This window comes from Streptomyces sp. NPDC020597, from assembly GCF_044335095.1.
Taxonomy (GTDB): Bacteria; Actinomycetota; Actinomycetes; order Streptomycetales; family Streptomycetaceae; genus Streptomyces.
Map to the genome: position 1 here is coordinate 422,471 of NZ_JBIRUL010000002.1, position 17,502 is coordinate 439,972.

The 17,502-nt window shown below is 71.2% G+C and carries 15 protein-coding genes; 3 read left to right on the forward strand and 12 right to left on the reverse strand.

The window, feature by feature from the left end:
* The first annotated feature begins 7 nt into the window (after window positions 1–7).
* Window positions 8–505 (forward strand): methylated-DNA--[protein]-cysteine S-methyltransferase, encoded by a 498-nt coding sequence (locus tag ACH4ZA_RS05430; protein ID WP_319277856.1) that lies wholly within the window; start codon window positions 8–10, stop codon window positions 503–505.
* A gap of 30 nt (window positions 506–535) precedes the next feature.
* On the opposite strand, the gene ACH4ZA_RS05435 is transcribed toward ACH4ZA_RS05430, so the two are convergent.
* Together ACH4ZA_RS05435 and ACH4ZA_RS05440 are read right to left on the reverse strand one after the other, a co-directional pair.
* Window positions 536–1,270 (reverse strand): SIR2 family NAD-dependent protein deacylase, encoded by a 735-nt coding sequence (locus ACH4ZA_RS05435; RefSeq protein ID WP_398428127.1) that lies wholly within the window; start codon window positions 1,268–1,270, stop codon window positions 536–538.
* 94 nt (window positions 1,271–1,364) lie between these two features.
* On the reverse strand, window positions 1,365–1,862 hold the full coding sequence (locus ACH4ZA_RS05440) for an NUDIX hydrolase (RefSeq protein ID WP_319277854.1): 498 nt from the start codon (window positions 1,860–1,862) through the stop codon (window positions 1,365–1,367).
* A 179-nt stretch (window positions 1,863–2,041) separates the two neighbouring features.
* On the opposite strand from ACH4ZA_RS05440, the gene ACH4ZA_RS05445 reads away from it, so the two are divergent.
* Window positions 2,042–3,160, forward strand: coding sequence for a glycerate kinase (locus tag ACH4ZA_RS05445; RefSeq protein WP_319277880.1), 1,119 nt, complete (start codon window positions 2,042–2,044; stop codon window positions 3,158–3,160).
* A gap of 113 nt (window positions 3,161–3,273) precedes the next feature.
* On the opposite strand, the gene pssA is transcribed toward ACH4ZA_RS05445, so the two are convergent.
* The 9 genes from pssA to ACH4ZA_RS05490 form a co-directional block, all read right to left on the reverse strand.
* Window positions 3,274–4,092 (reverse strand): CDP-diacylglycerol--serine O-phosphatidyltransferase, encoded by an 819-nt coding sequence (gene pssA, locus ACH4ZA_RS05450; RefSeq protein WP_319277877.1) that lies wholly within the window; start codon window positions 4,090–4,092, stop codon window positions 3,274–3,276.
* A 22-nt stretch (window positions 4,093–4,114) separates the two neighbouring features.
* Window positions 4,115–4,771, reverse strand: a complete 657-nt coding sequence (locus ACH4ZA_RS05455) for a phosphatidylserine decarboxylase (protein WP_057582234.1) — start codon at window positions 4,769–4,771, stop codon at window positions 4,115–4,117.
* Window positions 4,772–4,941: 170 nt separating this feature from the next.
* Window positions 4,942–6,147: an acyl-CoA dehydrogenase family protein gene (locus ACH4ZA_RS05460; RefSeq protein WP_398428129.1), complete on the reverse strand. Its 1,206-nt coding sequence runs from the start codon at window positions 6,145–6,147 to the stop codon at window positions 4,942–4,944.
* A gap of 2 nt (window positions 6,148–6,149) precedes the next feature.
* Window positions 6,150–6,719 carry a MaoC family dehydratase gene (locus ACH4ZA_RS05465; protein WP_319277852.1) on the reverse strand — a complete coding sequence of 190 codons (570 nt, stop codon included), beginning with the start codon at window positions 6,717–6,719 and terminating at the stop codon, window positions 6,150–6,152.
* A 5-nt stretch (window positions 6,720–6,724) separates the two neighbouring features.
* Complete coding sequence (locus ACH4ZA_RS05470) at window positions 6,725–7,684, reverse strand: CoA ester lyase (RefSeq protein ID WP_319277851.1); 960 nt, start codon at window positions 7,682–7,684, stop codon at window positions 6,725–6,727.
* A complete protein-coding gene (locus ACH4ZA_RS05475; RefSeq protein WP_319277850.1) occupies window positions 7,681–9,729 on the reverse strand; it encodes a protein meaA in 2,049 nt (682 codons plus the stop codon). The genes ACH4ZA_RS05470 and ACH4ZA_RS05475 overlap by 4 nt, the downstream gene beginning before the upstream one ends.
* Before the next feature lie 17 nt (window positions 9,730–9,746).
* On the reverse strand, window positions 9,747–11,084 hold the full coding sequence (gene ccrA, locus ACH4ZA_RS05480; protein WP_319277874.1) for a crotonyl-CoA carboxylase/reductase: 1,338 nt from the start codon (window positions 11,082–11,084) through the stop codon (window positions 9,747–9,749).
* 415 nt (window positions 11,085–11,499) lie between these two features.
* Window positions 11,500–12,318 carry a TetR family transcriptional regulator gene (locus ACH4ZA_RS05485; RefSeq protein WP_057582271.1) on the reverse strand — a complete coding sequence of 273 codons (819 nt, stop codon included), beginning with the start codon at window positions 12,316–12,318 and terminating at the stop codon, window positions 11,500–11,502.
* A gap of 136 nt (window positions 12,319–12,454) precedes the next feature.
* Window positions 12,455–14,260, reverse strand: a complete 1,806-nt coding sequence (locus tag ACH4ZA_RS05490; RefSeq protein ID WP_319277849.1) for a 3-hydroxyacyl-CoA dehydrogenase family protein — start codon at window positions 14,258–14,260, stop codon at window positions 12,455–12,457.
* A 382-nt stretch (window positions 14,261–14,642) separates the two neighbouring features.
* Between ACH4ZA_RS05490 and ACH4ZA_RS05495 the strand changes: the two genes are divergently transcribed.
* Window positions 14,643–15,218 (forward strand): adenylosuccinate lyase, encoded by a 576-nt coding sequence (locus ACH4ZA_RS05495; protein ID WP_319277848.1) that lies wholly within the window; start codon window positions 14,643–14,645, stop codon window positions 15,216–15,218.
* 154 nt (window positions 15,219–15,372) lie between these two features.
* On the opposite strand, the gene ACH4ZA_RS05500 is transcribed toward ACH4ZA_RS05495, so the two are convergent.
* Window positions 15,373–16,950 carry an alpha/beta hydrolase gene (locus tag ACH4ZA_RS05500; protein ID WP_398428133.1) on the reverse strand — a complete coding sequence of 526 codons (1,578 nt, stop codon included), beginning with the start codon at window positions 16,948–16,950 and terminating at the stop codon, window positions 15,373–15,375.
* Window positions 16,951–17,502: the final 552 nt, after the last annotated feature.

A 17,502-nucleotide genomic window follows, 5' to 3' on the forward strand; every position in this document is an offset into this window, starting at 1 on the left:
ACGTTCCGTGAAGCACCACACGATCTTCGACAGTCCGTACGGCCCGCTCACTCTCGTCGCCGACGACGGCGTCCTGTGCGGCCTCTACATGACCGATCAGCGTCACCGGCCGCCCGAGGAGGACTTCGGCGCCCGCGACGACACGGGCTTCGGCGCCGCCGAGGAGCAGCTGACGGCCTATTTCGCGGGCGAGCTGACCGAGTTCACCCTCGAACTGCGCCTGCACGGAACCCCGTTCCAGCGCAGTGTCTGGGCCGGGCTGCGCGCGATCCCCTACGGCGAGACCCGCACCTACGGCGAACTCGCCGAAGCCCTCGGCAGTCCGGGCGCCTCCCGCGCGGTGGGCCTCGCCAACGGCAAGAACCCCATCGGCATCATCGTGCCGTGCCACCGCGTGATCGGGGCCGGCGGCGGCCTGACCGGCTACGGCGGCGGCCTGCACCGCAAACGCCGGCTGCTGGACTTCGAGAGCGGCGCCGCCGCGGTCGGACGGACCCTGTTCTAGGACGTGTCGCGCGGTCCGTCCGCAAGGGCCCTACGCGCTCTCCCTCTCCAGGCCCCGCAGGAGCCGGGGCAGGGCGGTGCCGATGGGCTCGCGGATCACTTCGCCTGCGATGTCGTCGTACGGCGTCGGCTCGGCGTTGACGATGATCAGGCGGGCTCCGTGGTCGGCGGCGACGCCCGCGAGCCCGGCGGCGGGCTGGACGCGCAGGCTGGTGCCGACGGCGATGAACACGGTGCAGGCCTTGCTGATCGCGAGCGCCTGGCCGAGGACGACCGGGTCGAGCCGCTCGCCGAACATGACGGTGGCCGACTTGAGTATGCCGCCGCATTCCGGGCAGTGCGGGTCCTCCTCGCCGGCCTCCAGGCGGGCGAGGGCGTCTTCCATCGGCCCGCGGGCACGGCAGCTCGTGCACACGACGCTGCGGGCGCTGCCGTGCAGCTCCAGGACCTTGCGGCCGGGCAGGCCGGCGAGCTGATGGAGCCCGTCCACGTTCTGGGTGATCACCCGCACGGGGACCCCGGACTTCGCCAGCTCGGCGACGGCCAGGTGCGCGGCGTTCGGCTCGGCCTTCAGCGCCTGGCTCGTGCGTCGCATCTGCCATGAGCGCCGCCGGATCTCCGGGGCGCCCATGTAGTGCTCGTAGGTGACGAGCTTCTCCGCCTCCGGGTCGCGTCGCCACAGCCCGTTCGGGCCTCGGTAGTCGGGGATGCCGGAATCGGTGGAGATGCCCGCACCGCTGAGGATGGCGACAAGGGGCTTGTTCATGTGTTCGAGCGTAGGGCGGGCCTCCGGCAGCCGCGAGCGCATTACCCGTCCGGGCGCCCGGCGCGATGCCGGGGGGTGAGCGGCGACGCGCCGGTCAGCGCGCGGGGCGGCCGTCCTCGAGCTCGGCCACGGAACCGTCGTCCAGGGCGTCCAGCGCGGCCAGCACCCGGTGGCCCAGCTCTCCCAGCAGATGGCCCGTGAGCTCCTCGCGCGGCACCAGCCGCCAGGACAGCAGCTCCGACTCCTGCAGCCGGATCGCCCCGAGGTCGTCCTCGTCGAGGACCCCGCCGTCGTACACGTACGCCACCAGCGGCGGACGGTCCGGGCCGAGCACCCAGTCCACCGCGAGCAGCCGGCCGAGCTCGCGGTCGAGCCCGATCTCCTCGAGCGTCTCGCGCCGCGCGCCCTGCCGCGGGCTCTCGCCCTCGTCGGACTCGATGGTGCCACCCGGAAGGGCCCAGCCGGCCCGGTAGTTCGGCTCGACCAGCAGGACCCGCCCCTGCGCGTCGCGGAACAGTGCGGCGGCTCCGGCCAGGACGCGGGGCAGGGAGGCGACGTACGCGGCGAAGCCGGGCGGGCTGGAGGCAGTCATCCCGGAAGCGTACGCGGCGGGGCGGGCCCGGGCACGGGTCCGCCGGGACGGTCACCGCATGACGGCGCGGGCCTGCTGCGGTTAAGGTCACATCGGCGCGACCGGCCCTGACGTGCGCGGGGCCCGGAGAGCAAGGGGATGGCAAGGTGGCGGACGCTGCACGGCAGGGCACCCGACGGGTGCTCGTGGCCGCGGACAAGTTCAAGGGCTCGCTGACGGCCGTGGAGGTCGCCGAGCGGGTGACGGCCGGGCTGCGCCGGGCCGTGCCGGACGTCGAGGTGGAGGCCCTGCCCGTCGCGGACGGCGGTGACGGGACGGTGGCCGCGGCGGTCGCGGCCGGGTTCGCCCGCCGTGAGGTGCGGGTCGCCGGGCCGCTCGGCCAGGAGGTGACGGCCGCGTTCGCGGTGCGCGGCGACACCGCGGTGGTGGAGATGGCGGAGGCGAGCGGACTGCAACGGCTCCCGGCCGGCGTCCTCGCCCCGCTCACGGCGTCGACGTACGGCTCGGGCGAGCTGCTGCGGGCCGCGCTCGACACGGGCGTGCGGACGATCGTGTTCGGCGTCGGCGGCAGTGCGACCACGGACGGCGGCGCGGGCATGCTCTCGGCGCTCGGCGCGCGGTTCCTCGACGAGGACGGCGAGCCGGTCGCCCCGGGCGGCGGCGGCCTCGCGCGGCTGGCCCGCGCGGACCTCTCGGCGCTGGACCCCCGCCTCGCCGCCGTGGAGCTGGTGCTGGCGAGCGACGTCGACAACCCGCTGACCGGTCCCAAGGGCGCGGCGGCGGTGTACGGGCCGCAGAAGGGCGCCTCGCCGGACGACGTCGGGACGCTGGACGCGGCGCTCGCGCACTACGCGCGCGTGCTGGAGGCGTCGGCCGGCCCGCGTGCCGCCGAGTACGCCGACGCGCCGGGGGCCGGCGCCGCGGGCGGCATCGGCTACGGGGCACTGCTGGTCGGCGCACGCTTCCGCGCCGGCATCGAGGTGATGCTCGACGTGCTGGGCTTCGCGCCGGCGCTCGAGCGCGCCGAGCTGGTGATCACCGGCGAGGGCTCGCTGGACGAGCAGACCCTGCACGGCAAGGCGCCCGCGGGCGTCGCCGCGGCCGCCCGGGCCGCCGGCAAGGACGTCGTCGCCGTCTGCGGCCGCCTCGCGCTGCAGCCGGCGGAGCTGGGACGGGCGGGGATCCGCAGGGCGTATCCGCTGACCGACGCCGAGCCGGACGTCGCGACGTGCATCGCGGAGGCCGGGCCGATCCTGGAACGCGTCGCCGAGCGGATCGGCCGCGACTTCCTGAGCTGACGGCCGGGCCGCGCCCAACGGCAGAAACAGCAGGAACGGCAGAAACAGCAGGAACGGCGAAGGGCCCGAACCGTCAGGTTCGGGCCCTTCGCCGTCGTACGACCGCGGATGCGCTACGGCAGCTGACCCGCGCGGGCCTCGCGCCGGTTGTCGCGGAAGTTGTTCACCCGGCGGGCCGTGGCGAACAGCGGGATGACCGCGCCCATGACCAGCTGCAGCGCGCAGCCCGTCTGGAGCAGGAGCTGACCGCTCGGGGCGTCGAACGCCCAGGCCGCCAGCAGGCCCATCGACAGCACGATCCACAGGAGCACCGCGCCGGCGAGGCGGCCCCGCGGCTTCGGGTACTCGACCCGGCTCACCATCAGCCAGGCGGTGCCCAGGATGGCCATCAGCGTCGCCTCGAACGGCAGGCCGAGCAGCACGATGGAGACGACCGTGAGCGCGCCGAACGGCGACGGCATGCCCTGGAAGGTGCCGTCCTTGACGGTGACGCACGAGAATCTCGCAAGCCTGAGCACCACCGCCAACAGGACCACGATCGCGCCGACCGCCGCCACCCGCTGGTGGGCGTCGTCGGCGACCATGCCGTAGACCAGGACGAAGTACGCCGGCGCCAGACCGAAGCTGATCAGGTCCGACAGGTTGTCCAGCTCCGCGCCCATCGGGGAGGAGCGCAGCTTGCGCGCGACCAGGCCGTCGAAGAGGTCGAAGATCGCCGCGCAGAGCATCAGGATGACCGCCGTGGCCGCGCTGTGGCGGGCCATGCCGGATTCCTGGCTGCCGGTGAGGTGCGGGATCAGGATGCCGGTGGTGGTGAAGTACACCGCCATGAAGCCGCACGTCGCGTTGCCGAGGGTGAGGGTGTCCGCTATCGACAGACGCAGGGAGAGCGGCATCTCCTCCTCGTCGTCCACCTCGTCGGCCTCGGGCACCCAGCCCGCCTGGGTCTCCGGGTCAATCACGGTCAATGCGAGTCACCCCTGCCACGGTCTTCTGCCCCACCTCGACCGCGACGTCCACGCCCTCGGGCAGGTAGATGTCGACGCGCGAGCCGAAGCGGATCAGGCCGATCCGCTCGCCCTGCTCGACCTTCGTGCCCTCGGGGATGTAGGGGACGATGCGGCGGGCCACGGCTCCGGCGATCTGGATCATCTCGATGTCACCGAGCTCGGTGTCGAAGTGCCAGACGACGCGCTCGTTGTTCTCGCTCTCCTTGTTGAACGCCGGCACGAATCCGCCGGGGATGTGCTCGACCGACGTCACGGTGCCGGCCAGCGGCGCGCGGTTGACGTGGACGTTGAGCGGGCTCATGAAGATCGCGACCCGGGTGCGCCCGTCCTTCCACGGCATGATGCTCTGCACCACACCGTCGGCGGGGGAGATGACCCGGCCCTCCGCGATCTCTCGCTCGGGGTCGCGGAAGAACCACAGCATGCCCGCCGCGAGAGCGGTGGCGGGCACGGCGACGGCCTTGGCAGCGCCCGAGCGGCGGGCGCGCAGCAGGCTGACGGCTGCGGTGGCGACGGTCGGCAGAAGCCACGGCGATGCTCCGCGCGCGAGGCGTGCGCCTACCAGGCTGTCGCGGTGTGCAGAGGTTTGGCTGTGGGGCATGGATGACCTTCGTAGCGGATGATGCCGCGCTTCGACGGGGGGACGGCGGCTTTCCGCGATCGTAGCGGTTCGGGGCCGCAACTGGGTAAGTCAGGAAGCCGAGTCGACGGCACAGGGAAGTTGACGGGGTGTGATCTTCTTCTCGAAGAAAACACCCCCAACTCGGACAATCAGCCCTGGAACCGATACTCCTCGAGCAACCGGCGCCCGATGATCATTTTCTGGATTTCGGCAGTGCCTTCACCGATCAGCAACATCGGGGCCTCCCGGTAGAGGCGCTCGATCTCGTACTCCTTGGAGAAGCCGTAGCCGCCATGGATACGGAAGGAGTCCTCCACGACCTCCTTGCAGTACTCGGAGGCGAGGTACTTCGCCATCCCTGCCTCGAGGTCGTTTCGTTCTCCGGAGTCCTTTTTGCGTGCGGCGTTCACCATCATCGCATGCGCGGCCTCGACCTTGGTAGCCATCTCGGCCAGCTTGAACTGAATCGCCTGGTGCTGGGCGATCGGCTTGCCGAAGGTGTGGCGCTGCTGGGCGTACCGGACGCCGAGTTCGAAGGCACGCTGTGCGACACCGCAGCCACGCGCCGCGACGTTCACGCGCCCAACCTCGACGCCGTCCATCATTTGGTAAAAACCTCGGCCGGTGGCCCCGCCGAGCACCTGATCGGCGGAAAGCCGCAGGCCGTCCATGATGAGCTCGGTGGTGTCGACGCCCTTGTAGCCCATCTTGTCGATCTTGCCCGGGATGGTCAGGCCGGGGCGGACCTCGCCGAAGCCGGGCTCCTTCTCGATCAGGAAGGTCGTCATCGACTTGTGGGGGGCCGTGCCCTCGGGGTGTCCTTCGTCACTTCGCACGAGAACGGCCACCAAGGACGACGTACCGCCGTTCGTCAGCCACATCTTCTGGCCGTTGAGGACGTACTCGTCGCCGTCCTTCACCGCCTTCGACGTGATCGCCGACACGTCCGAGCCGAGCCCCGGCTCCGACATCGAGAAGGCGCCCCGGACGTCGCCGGCCGCCATCCGCGGCAGGTAGTGGTCCTTCTGCTCCTGCGTGCCGTGCTGCTTGAGCATGTACGCCACGATGAAGTGGGTGTTGATGATGCCGGAGACCGACATCCAGCCGCGGGCGATCTCCTCGACGCACAGGGCGTAGGTGAGGAGCGACTCGCCCAGACCGCCGTACTCCTCGGGGATCATCAGACCGAACAGGCCCAACTCCTTGAGGCCGTCGACGATCTGCTGCGGGTACTCGTCGCGGTGCTCCAGCTCGGTGGCGACCGGGATGATCTCCTTGTCCACGAAGTCGCGGACGGTGGAGAGGATCTCCTGCTGGATGTCGGTCAGACCGGCGGTCTGGGCGAGTCGCGCCATGGCTACTTCTCCTGCTCGCTGAGCTCGGGACCGGGGGTGTCGCCCCGCGGGGGCGTCGGTTGAGGGTGGTGGTGGGAGACGGGCGGGCGGCCGGGCTGCTCGCCGCCGCGCTCCTTGATGTACGTCTCGGTCGGCACCATCACCTTGCGGCGGAACACGCAGACGAGCGTGCCGTCCTGCTTGTAGCCCTTGGTCTCGACGTAGACGATGCCGCGGTCGTTCTTCGACTTCGACGGCCACTTGTCCAGCACGGTCGTCTGGCCGTACAGCGTGTCGCCGTGGAAGGTCGGCGCCACGTGCCGCAGCGACTCGATCTCCAGGTTGGCGATCGCCTTGCCGGAGATGTCCGGCACGGACATGCCGAGCAGCAGCGAGTAGATGTAGTTGCCCACGACGACGTTCTTGCCGAAGTCGGTCGTCTTCTCGGCGTAGTTCGTGTCCATGTGGAGCGGGTGGTGGTTCATGGTGAGCAGACAGAACAGGTGGTCGTCGTACTCCGTGACCGTCTTCCCCGGCCAGTGCTTGTACGTCGCCCCGACCTCGAACTCCTCGTACGTGCGTCCGAACTGCATGGCGCTCAGCCCTCCGGGATCTCGAACTTGCCGGTGCGCTGCATGCCGGCCGCACGCCCCTTGCCGGAGATGACCAGCGCCATCTTGCGGCTGGCCTCGTCGATCATCTCGTCGCCGAGCATCGCCGAGCCCTTCTTGCCGCCCGCCTCGGACGTGTAGTAGTCGTAGGCGTCCAGGATCAGCTCGGCGTGGTCGAAGTCCTCCTGCGACGGCGAGAAGATCTCGTTGGACGCCTCGACCTGGCCGGGGTGCAGCACCCACTTGCCGTCGAAGCCGAGGGCCGCGGCGCGCCCGGCGACCTCGCGGTAGCCGTCGACGTTGCGGATCTGCAGGTAGGGGCCGTCGATCGCCTGGAGGTCGTTGGCGCGGGCGGCCATCAGGATCTTCATCAGGATGTAGTGGTAGGCGTCCGCCGGGTAGCCGGGCGGCTGCTCGCCCACGACCAGCGACTTCATGTTGATCGACGCCATGAAGTCGGCCGGGCCGAAGATGATCGTCTCGACGCGCGAGGAGGCCTGCGCGATCTCGTTGACGTTGTTGAGGCCCTGGGCGTTCTCGATCTGGGCCTCGATGCCGATGCGGCCGACCTCGAAGCCCATGGTCTTCTCGATCTGCGTCAGCAACAGGTCGAGGGCGACGATCTGCTGGGCGTTCTGCACCTTCGGCAGCATGATGCAGTCGAGGTTCGGGCCGGCGCCCTCGACCACCGTCACGACGTCGCGGTACGTCCACTCGGTCGTCCAGTCGTTGACGCGCACGACCCTCGTCTTGCCCGTCCAGTCGCCCTCGTTGAGGAACTTGACGATGGTGTGGCGGGCCTCGGGCTTGGCGAGCGGCGCGCACGCGTCCTCGAGGTCCAGGAAGACCTGGTCCGCCGGCAGACCCTGCGCCTTCTCCAGGAAGCGGGGGTTGCTGCCCGGAACGGCGAGACAGGAGCGCCGCGGACGAAGACGGTTGACGGTCATGCGGGGACCTCCAGGGGGTCGAGCTTGTTCGCTTTGCGGATCTCGTCGACGATGCGGCCGATGATTCCGGTGATGTCGAAGTCCTTCGGGGTGAAGACCGCGGCCACGCCGGCGGCCCTGAGCTGCTCGGCGTCTCCATTCGGGATGATGCCACCGGCGATCACCGGGATGTCTGTGGCACCGGCCACACGCAGCCGTTCGAGGACGTCCGGCACCAGTTGGGCGTGCGATCCGGAGAGGATGGACAGGCCGACGGCGTGCACGTCCTCCTCGAGCGCCGCGTCCACGATCTGTTCGGGCGTCAGCCGGATGCCCTGGTAGACCACCTCGAAGCCGGCGTCGCGGGCCCGCACGGCGATCTGCTCGGCGCCGTTGGAGTGGCCGTCCAAGCCGGGCTTGCCGACCAGGAAGCGCAGCTTGCCGACGCCCATGTCCTTCGCGGTGAGGTCGACCCGGCGGCGGACGTCGGCCATGGCCGAGCCCTCCTCCGCGGGGACCGCCACCGGCGCGGACGACACGCCGGTCGGCGCCCGGAACTCGCCGAACACCTCGCGCAGCGCCCCGGCCCACTCGCCGGTGGTGACGCCGGCGCGGGCGCACTCCAGGGTCGCCTCCATGAGGTTGGCGGTGCCCTTGGCGGCCTCCTTCAGCCGCTCCAGCGCCTTGCACGGACGCGGGTGGTTGAAGGGCGGCTGGTACCGCGTGTCGCGCCAGTTCTCCAGGGAGGCGACGACACGGGCCTCGATCGCCGGGTCGACCGTCTGGATCGCGGTGTCGAGGTCGGCGGTGAGCGGGTTGGGCTCGGTCGTCCGGAAGACGTTGACCCCGATGATCTTCTCCTCGCCCGACTCGATGCGGGCGCGTCGCTCCGCGTGGGAGGAGACCAGCTGCGACTTCAGGTATCCGGACTCGACGGCGGCCATCGCGCCGCCCATCTCCTGGATCCGCTCGATCTCCGCGAGGGACGCCCCGACGAGCTCGGCGACCTTCGCCTCGACGACGTGCGAGCCCGCGAAGATGTCCTCGTACTCCAGCAGGTCGCTCTCCAGGGCGAGGACCTGCTGGATGCGCAGGCTCCACTGCTGGTCCCAGGGCCGGGGCAGGCCCAGGGCCTCGTTCCACGCGGGCAGCTGCACGGCACGCGCGCGGGCGTCCTTCGACAGCGTCACGGCGAGCATCTCCAGCACGATGCGCTGGACGTTGTTCTCCGGCTGCGCCTCCGTCAGGCCCAGGGAGTTGACCTGGACGCCGTAGCGGAAACGGCGCTGCTTGGGGTTCTCGATGCCGTAGCGCTCGCGGGTGATCTGGTCCCAGATGCGGCCGAAGGCGCGCATCTTGCACATCTCCTCGATGAAGCGGACGCCCGCGTTCACGAAGAAGGAGATGCGGGCGACGACGTCGCCGAACTTCTCGGCCGGCACCTGCCCGGAGTCCCGGACGGCGTCCAGCACGGCGATCGCCGTGGACATCGCGTATGCGATCTCCTGCACCGGCGTGGCCCCGGCCTCCTGCAGGTGGTAGCTGCAGATGTTGATCGGGTTCCACTTCGGCATGTGGGAGACCGTGTACGCGATCATGTCGGTCGTCAGCCGCAGACTCGGCCCCGGCGGGAAGACGTGCGTCCCCCGGGAGAGGTACTCCTTGACGATGTCGTTCTGGGTCGTGCCCTGGAGCAGGGTGACGTCCGCGCCCTGCTCCTCGGCGACGACCTGGTAGAGCGCCAGCAGCCACATGGCGGTGGCGTTGATCGTCATCGAGGTGTTCATCTGCTCCAGGGGGATGTCCTGGAACAGCCTGCGCATGTCGCCGAGATGGGCCACCGGCACGCCGACCCGGCCGACCTCGCCGCGGGCGAGGACGTGGTCGGAGTCGTAGCCGGTCTGGGTCGGCAGGTCGAACGCGACCGACAGACCCGTCTGCCCCTTGGCGAGGTTGCGCCGGTACAGCTCGTTGGACGCCTCGGCCGTGGAGTGACCGGCGTACGTGCGCATGAGCCACGGCCGGTCCTTCTCCCGCAGTCCTTCGGCGGGCTGACGCTCAGTCATCTATGACCCCGGGTGTCTCAGATGTTGCGGAAGCGGTTGATGGCGTCGATGTGCTGGGCGCGCTTGGCCTCGTCGCGCACGCCCAGGCCCTCCTGGGGGGCCAGCGCGAGGACGCCGACCTTGCCCTGGTGGAGGTTGCGGTGCACGTCGTAGGCGGCCTGGCCGGTCTCCTCCAGGGAGTAGACCTTCGACAGCGTCGGGTGGATCTTGCCCTTCGCGATCAGCCGGTTGGCCTCCCAGGCCTCGCGGTAGTTGGCGAAGTGCGAGCCGATGATGCGCTTCAGCGACATCCACAGGTAGCGGTTGTCGTACTGGTGCATGTAGCCCGAGGTCGAGGCGCAGGTGGTGATGGTGCCGCCCTTGCGGGTGACGTACACGGAGGCGCCGAAGGTCTCGCGGCCCGGGTGCTCGAAGACGATGTCGATGTCCTCGCCGCCGGTGAGCTCGCGGATGCGCTTGCCGAAGCGCTTCCACTCCTTGGGGTCCTGGGTGTTCTCGTCCTTCCAGAACCGGTAGTCCTCGGCGGTGCGGTCGATGATCGCCTCGGCGCCCATGGACCGGCAGATCTCCGCCTTCTGCGCCGAGGAGACGACGCAGATCGGGTTGGCGCCGCCGGCCAGCGCGAACTGCGTGGCGTAGCTGCCGAGTCCGCCGCTGGCGCCCCAGATCAGGACGTTGTCGCCCTGCTTCATGCCGGCGCCGTTGCGGGAGACCAGCTGCCGGTAGGCGGTGGAGTTGACGAGACCGGGGGCCGCCGCCTCCTCCCAGCTCAGGTGGTCCGGCTTCGGCATCAGCTGGTTGGACTTGACCAGAGCGATCTCGGCCAGGCCGCCGAAGTTGGTCTCGAAGCCCCAGATGCGCTGCTCGGGGTCGAGCATCGTGTCGTTGTGGCCGTCCGAGGACTCCAGCTCGACGGAGAGACAGTGCGCGACGACCTCGTCGCCCGGCTTCCAGGAGTTGACGCCCGGGCCGGTGCGCAGCACGACGCCCGCGAGGTCGGAGCCGATGACGTGGTACGGCAGGTCGTGCCGCTTGGTGAGCTCGCTGAGCCTGCCGTAGCGCTCCAGGAAGGAGAACGTCGACACCGGCTCGAAGATCGAGGTCCACACGGAGTTGTAGTTGACCGAGGAGGCCATGACGGCCACCAGGGCCTCGCCCGGTCCGAGCTCGGGCAGGGCCACCTCGTCCAGGTGGAGGGACTTGCGCGGGTCCTTGTCACGGGTCTCCAGGCCCGCGAACATCTCCGTCTCGTCCTTGTGCACGGTGATCGCGCGGTAGGACTCGGGGAGCGGCAGAGCGGCGAAGTCGTCCGGGGTGGACTCCGGCGACTGGATCGCGTCCAGGATCTTGTTCATGGTCACGGTGTTGCCTCCGGCGGTGAGCGCCCTGAGGGAGGGGCGCTGGGGTTTGCGTCGGTGCTGCTGAGGGTTCGGGGAGGTGCCGTCGGTTCGGCGGTGTGGTCCGGCAGCGCTTTGTGGCGCGGGAGGTTGCCTGTGACGCAGGCGTCCGGGCGCGCAATCCATGCGGTTGCGGGGACAGCCGGCGTACGCATGGTCTCTGCACGCCGGCCGCCCGGACATCTTCAACGTATGACACCGCGTGTCACCTCGCAAGGCACTGAGTGCCAGAACTTCATCTCAGCTGAAATCTTTGCGTAACAGATGAGCGATGATCGATCGAACGGGCGCGCAATTCCGCGCGAAAAGGTGCTCTGACATGCCAAAACGGCCACCCCCGAGGGGTGGCCGTCATCACAGCGGACGCGAGGGCTCAGCGCTCCTTGAGCGCCTGCTCGATGGTCCGCATGACCTCGTCCAGCGAGGCGTCGGTCCGGGCGACGGTCACCAGCACCTCGCCCTGGGCGGAGGAGACCGCCGCCGCGACCGGCTGCGGGGCGCCGGCGCTGCCGCGGCCGGCTCCGATGCCCGTCCCGAACGTCTTGCGCACGATGGCGAAGGCGTGGTCGAGCTGGCTCTCGACGTCGCCCTGGCCGCCGGCTCTCAGCCAGCGCCGCAGGACGTGGTTGTGGGCGGTGACCACCGCGGAGGCGGCGACCTCGGCGAGCAGCGGGTCGTCGTTGGCGTCGTCGTCGTGCGCGTGCTCGTCGAAGTGGCCGAGGAGGTAGCGGGTGAACAGCCGCTCGTAGCGGGCCACCGACGCGATCTCGGCCTCGCGCAGGGTGGGCACCTCGCGCGTGAGCTGGTAGCGGGCGACCGAGATCTCCGGGCGCGCCGCGTACATCCGCATGACCTCCTTGATGCCCCGGCACACCGTGTCCAGCGGGTGCTCGTGCGCGGGGGCCGCGTTCAGCACCGCCTCCGCCCGGATCAGGGTGTCGTCGTGGTCGGGGAAGATCGCCTCTTCCTTCGAGCGGAAGTGACGGAAGAACGTGCGGCGGGCGACGCCGGCCGCCGCCGCGATCTCGTCGACGGTGGTCGCCTCGTACCCCTTGGTCGAGAACAGCTCCATGGCCGCGGCCGCCAGTTCTCGGCGCATCTTGAGCCGCTGGGCGGCCGCGCGGCTGCCTGCGGCGCTCTCCGGCGCGTCGGGCGTGGCTGGTGTACGTGAGGACCTGGCGGGCTGGGACATGACCCGAACGTACTGCATGTGCGCAGCTCGGTGCGCGTGTCCGGGGTTCCCCCCGCCTTTGGCGGGCGGGGGCGGCCCGGTGGGATCGAGCAGGCCGCCCCAGTCCTCCGTCGCTTCCAGCCAGTCGCCGGCGCCGTCAGCGGCGGGCATATTCGCGGAAGCCGCGGCCGGTCTTGCGGCCGAGGCAGCCCGCGGCCACCAGGTGCTCCAGCAGCGGCGCCGGCGCCAGTCCGGGGTCGCGGAACTCGCGGTGCAGGACCTTCTCGATGGCCAGGGAGACGTCCAGCCCGACCACGTCCAGCAGTTCGAAGGGGCCCATCGGGTAGCCGCCGCCCAGCTTCATCGCGGCGTCGATGTCGTCCAGGGTCGCGTAGTGCTCCTGCACCATCTTGATCGCGTTGTTGAGGTAGGGGAACAGCAGGGCGTTCACGATGAAGCCCGCCCGGTCCCCGCAGTCGACGGCGTGCTTCTTGATCCGCGCGCACACCTCGCGGACCGTGGCGTGGACGTCCTCGCCCGTCAGCACCGTGCGGACGACCTCGACCAGCTTCATCGCGGGCGCCGGGTTGAAGAAGTGCATCCCGATGACGTCCTGCGGGCGCGAGGTGGCGCGGGCGCAGGCGACGACCGGCAGCGAGGAGGTCGTCGTGGCGAGGACCGCGCCGGGCTTGCACACCTTGTCGAGGGTCGCGAAGAGCTGCCGCTTGACCTCGAGGTCCTCGGCGACCGCCTCCAGCGCCAGGTCGACGTCGGCGAAGGCGTCGTAGGAGCCGGCCGGGGTGATCCGGTCCAGGATCTGCGCGGCGGCCTCGGCGGTCAGCCGGCCCTTGTCGACGGAGCGCGTGAGCGACTTGCCGATGCGGGCCTTGGCGGTCTGCGCCTTCTCCTCGCTGCGGGCGGCGAGGACGACGTCGTAGCCGGCCTTGGCGAACACCTCGGCGATGCCGGAGGCCATGGTGCCGGAGCCGGCGACGCCGACCGAGGACACCGCACGTCCCGCCGCCCCGGCCCCGCCCGACAGCGGGGTCAGTGCGTCCGGGACGACCGTCGCACTGCCCGGCGCCTCGTAGGTGTAGAAGCCGCGTCCCGACTTACGGCCCGTCAGGCCGGCCTCGCTGAGCTGCTTGAGGATCGGCGCGGGGGCGTGCAGCCGGTCGTGGGACTCGGCGTACATGGCCTCCAGGACCGTGCGGGCCGTGTCGACGCCGATCAGATCGAGCAGCGCGAGCGGGCCCATCGGCAGGCCGCAGCCGAGCCGCATCGCCGCGTCGATGTCCTCGCGGGAGGCGTACCGGGCCTCGTACATCGCGGCGGCCTGGTTGAGGTAGCCGAACAGCAGCCCGTCGGCGACGAAGCCGGGACGGTCGCCGACCGCGACGGGCTCCTTGCCCAGGTCGAGCGCGAGGTCGGTGACGGCGGCGACGGCGGCCGGGGCGGTCAGCACCGAGGAGACCACCTCGACCAGCTTCATCGCCGGGGCCGGGTTGAAGAAGTGCAGGCCCAGCACCCGCTCCGGGTGGGCCGAGTCGGCGGCGAGACGGGTCACGGAGAGCGCGTTGGTGCCGGTGGCGAGGATGGTCCCGGGACGGACGATCCCGTCCAGCTCGCGGAAGATCTGCTGCTTGACCTCGTACGACTCCGGCGCCACCTCGATCACGAGGTCGGCGTCGGCCGCGGTGCGCAGGTCGGCGGAGACCCGGACCCGGGCCAGGACGTCCGCGCGCTGCTGCTCGGTGAGCCGCCCGCGCTGCACGGAGCGGGCGGTGGAGGCCTCCAGCGCGGCGACGGCGCGCGCGGTCTGGGCCTCGCTGACGTCGACGCCGATCACGTCGCGGCCGGCCGTGGCCAGGACCTCGGCGATGCCGGAGCCCATGGTGCCGAGGCCGATGACGGCGATCGTCTGGAGCGGGGACAGAGGGGTGTCGGACAGGGGAGCGGCCATCGCGGGACTCCAGTAATGAGGTGACGACTGGGAACGCCCCGGGTGCGCCGGGGCCTCGAGAGGGCCGGGCGCACCGGGTGCGGAGAAAAGGAGTGCGGGTGTTGCCGGGCTGCATGCGCACACGCCCGGTGCCGTCAGTGCGGGCGTGCACACGCCCACCGACGAACGGGATTCCGACCGGCCCTGTCCCGTGGCCGGGTCGTACAGCGGTACACGCGGTACCGAACCGACATCTCGCGGCGACTGCGTCACCAGGCCGCCACGAGGAGGTGCTGCGAGTGGGTGACTCGCTCTAATGAGCTTAACCAGTCGGTAACGAGCGCGCCAGCCCTTTGGCTGTGATGCACCTCCCTTCCGCGGTGTGGCCCCTAGGCTCGACCGCATGGACGAAGAGTTGCGATCGCTCACGGAGCGCTTACGGCGGGAGTCGGGAGGCACGGCACTGCACGAGCGGCTCGTCGTCACCGCCGACCACGACGCGCTGGCACGGGTTCTCACCGAGCCGGGGCAGCCGCTGTGGGCCCGCGAACTGGCCGCGTTCCGGCTGGGGGTGGCCGGGGACCGCCGCGCCTTCGAGGCGCTCGTCCTGCTGCTCAACCACCGGGACCCGCCGCGCTGCGCCTCCGCCGCCCATGCGCTGGCCCGCCTCGGCGACCCGCGCACCGCCCGCGCGGCCGCCGCCCTGGCCACCAACGAACTGCGCGTGGCCTACGCCCTGCAGCCCGTCCGGCTGCTGGTGGAACTCCGCGCCCCCGAGTCCGTGCCCGCGCTGATCACGACGCTGCGGCGCCGCCTGCGGCCGCACGACCCCCACCGGCGGGTGGCGCTCGCCTGCGTGGAGGGGCTCGGCGCGCTGGGCGACGGCCGCGCCCGGCCGGTGCTGAACGACGCCCTCGCGCACCCGGTCCTCGCCGAGGCGGCCGTGCACGCGCTGGCGCGGATCCCCCGCCAGCGCTGAGCACGCACGGACGGCACGGGACGGCTCGCGTCCGGACAGGCGGGCCTGAGCGGGCGTGCCGAGTGGCGGTGCGCACCCCACCCTCGCGGCAGGCGCCCCGGGCGCCCCGGCGGGCCCCCGCGCCCGACCCGCCCGAAGGGCCGGCCGGGACCGCTCAGCCGCGGAACCCCAGCAGTCCGTGCAGCGTGGAGCCGCGGGCCGAGGACTGGGTGACCTTCGAGCCGAGCGGCTTCGGGTCGGGCTGTGCCGCGCAGACCGCGTCGGCCTCGCCGCTCCCGCGCGGCACCGTGCCGTCGGTCAGGTACGCCGCCAGGTGTTTGTCCAGGCAGGCGTTGCCGCTCAGCGTGATGCCGTGGTTCTGGCCGCCGTCCTCGACCACCAGGCTGGAGCCGTGCAGCAGCGCGTGGACCGTCGCGCCGCCCTCGAACGGGGTCGCCGCGTCGTCCGTCGCCTGGAACAGCAGGACCGGCGGCAGCGCGCCGTTGGTCACGTTCACCGGGATCCGCGGCCGGGTCGGCCAGAACGCGCACGGGGCGTTGTACCAGGCGTTGTTCCATGTCATGAACGGCGCCTTCGCGTACGCCGCCCAGTTGTCCGAACGCCACTGGTCCCAGTCGCCCGGCCAGGAGGCGTCACGGCACTGCACCGAGGTGTAGACGCTGTAGCCGTTGTCCCCGGCGGCGTCGACGGCCGCGAGGTTCTTGTACGCCTTGACCAGCGGGCCGGTCTTCCCGTCCTTGACGTAGGCGGCGAACGCCTCGGCCAGGTGGGGCCAGTAGCCGTTGTAGTAGCCGCCGGGCAGGAAGGTGTCCTCCAGCTCCGAGGCGCCCACCGTGCCCTCGGCCGGCTTCTTGCCGAGGGCCGCACGCATCGCGTACCACTTCGTCTCGACCTCGGCGGGATCGGCGCCCAGCCGGTAGGTCGCGTCGTGCTTGGCGATCCACGCCATCAGGGCGCGATGGCGGTCGTTGAAGGCGAGGTCCTGCGTCAGGTTGTCCTCGTACCAGACGCCGGTGGGGTCCACGACCGAGTCCAGCACGAGGCGCCGCACCCGCCCCGGGTACAGCCTGGCGTACACGACGCCGAGGTAGGTGCCGTACGAGTAGCCGAAGTAGTTCAGCCGCGGTGCGCCCACCGCCTCGCGGATGGCGTCCATGTCCCGTACCGCGCCGAGCGTGTCGATGTACGGCAGGACGTCGGCGTACTTCGCGGCGCAGGCCTCGGCGAAGGACCGGGCGCGTGTGAGGTTGGCCTGTTCGATCGCCTCGGTGAGGGGCACCGAGTCCGGTCGGACGGGGGCGAAGTGGCCCGGCCGGCAGTTCAGGGCCGGTGTGCTCCTGCCCACCCCGCGCGGGTCGAAGCCGATGACGTCGTACTGCGCCGACACCGCCTTCGGCAGCGCCGAGGCGACGAAGCCGGCGAGGCTCAGCCCCCGGCCGCCGGGGCCGCCCGGGTTGACCAGCAGCGGACCCTGATAGGTCTTCGCGGTGTGCGGGACGCGGGACAGCGCCAGCGTGATCTGCTTCCCGTCGGGCCGCGTGTGGTCGAGCGGAACCTTCAGCGAGGCGCACTGGAGCCGCGGCTGGTCGGTGGTGCCGCAGCTCTTCCACGCGAGCTTCGCCGCGGGGGCGGGCGCCGAAGGGCGTGTCGGGCTCGCGTCGGCGGGCACGGCCGTGACCGTCGCGGCCACGACGGCGACGGCGGCGCACAGCGCGGCTGCGCGTGGGTTCATGGAGCGCTCCCAGGGCGGAGGTGGTCGGACCGCGCAGGTCACGGCCCCTGCCGGATCGTCCCGGAAAGTCCGCCCCGATGAACCTGTTCCGGCGTCGGCCCACCCGTTCGGGTCGCCGGATGCGCTCGAACGCGCTCAGGCCGGCGTCGGTCGGGTCGGCCCGGACGCGGCCGGCTCCTCGGCCGGCACGGGCTGCGGGATCCGGCGGGGCGCCCCCGCGAGACGCTCAACCAGAACCCGGTCCTCGCCATCGGCACCATGGCCGGCGACGACCTGGTGCACGGCACGGCGCGGGCCCTGGGCTCGGAGCAGGCCTCCTGGCACGGAAAGGCCGCCGGGGTCTTCCGCGGCCTGATCGAGCAGCTGCACAAGAACTACGCGGGTTATGCGGATCAGCTGGGAGGCAAGGGCTGTGCGGGCCCGCACCTCACGGTCGACGGATACGGGCCCACGTCCAAACCCGGCCACGCGGGCACGGTCAAGAGTTGGGGGCCTGTCCCCGAGCGGTGGTCCCGACCGCGGTCGGCCGGTGCGGGACCACGGCGACGGCGT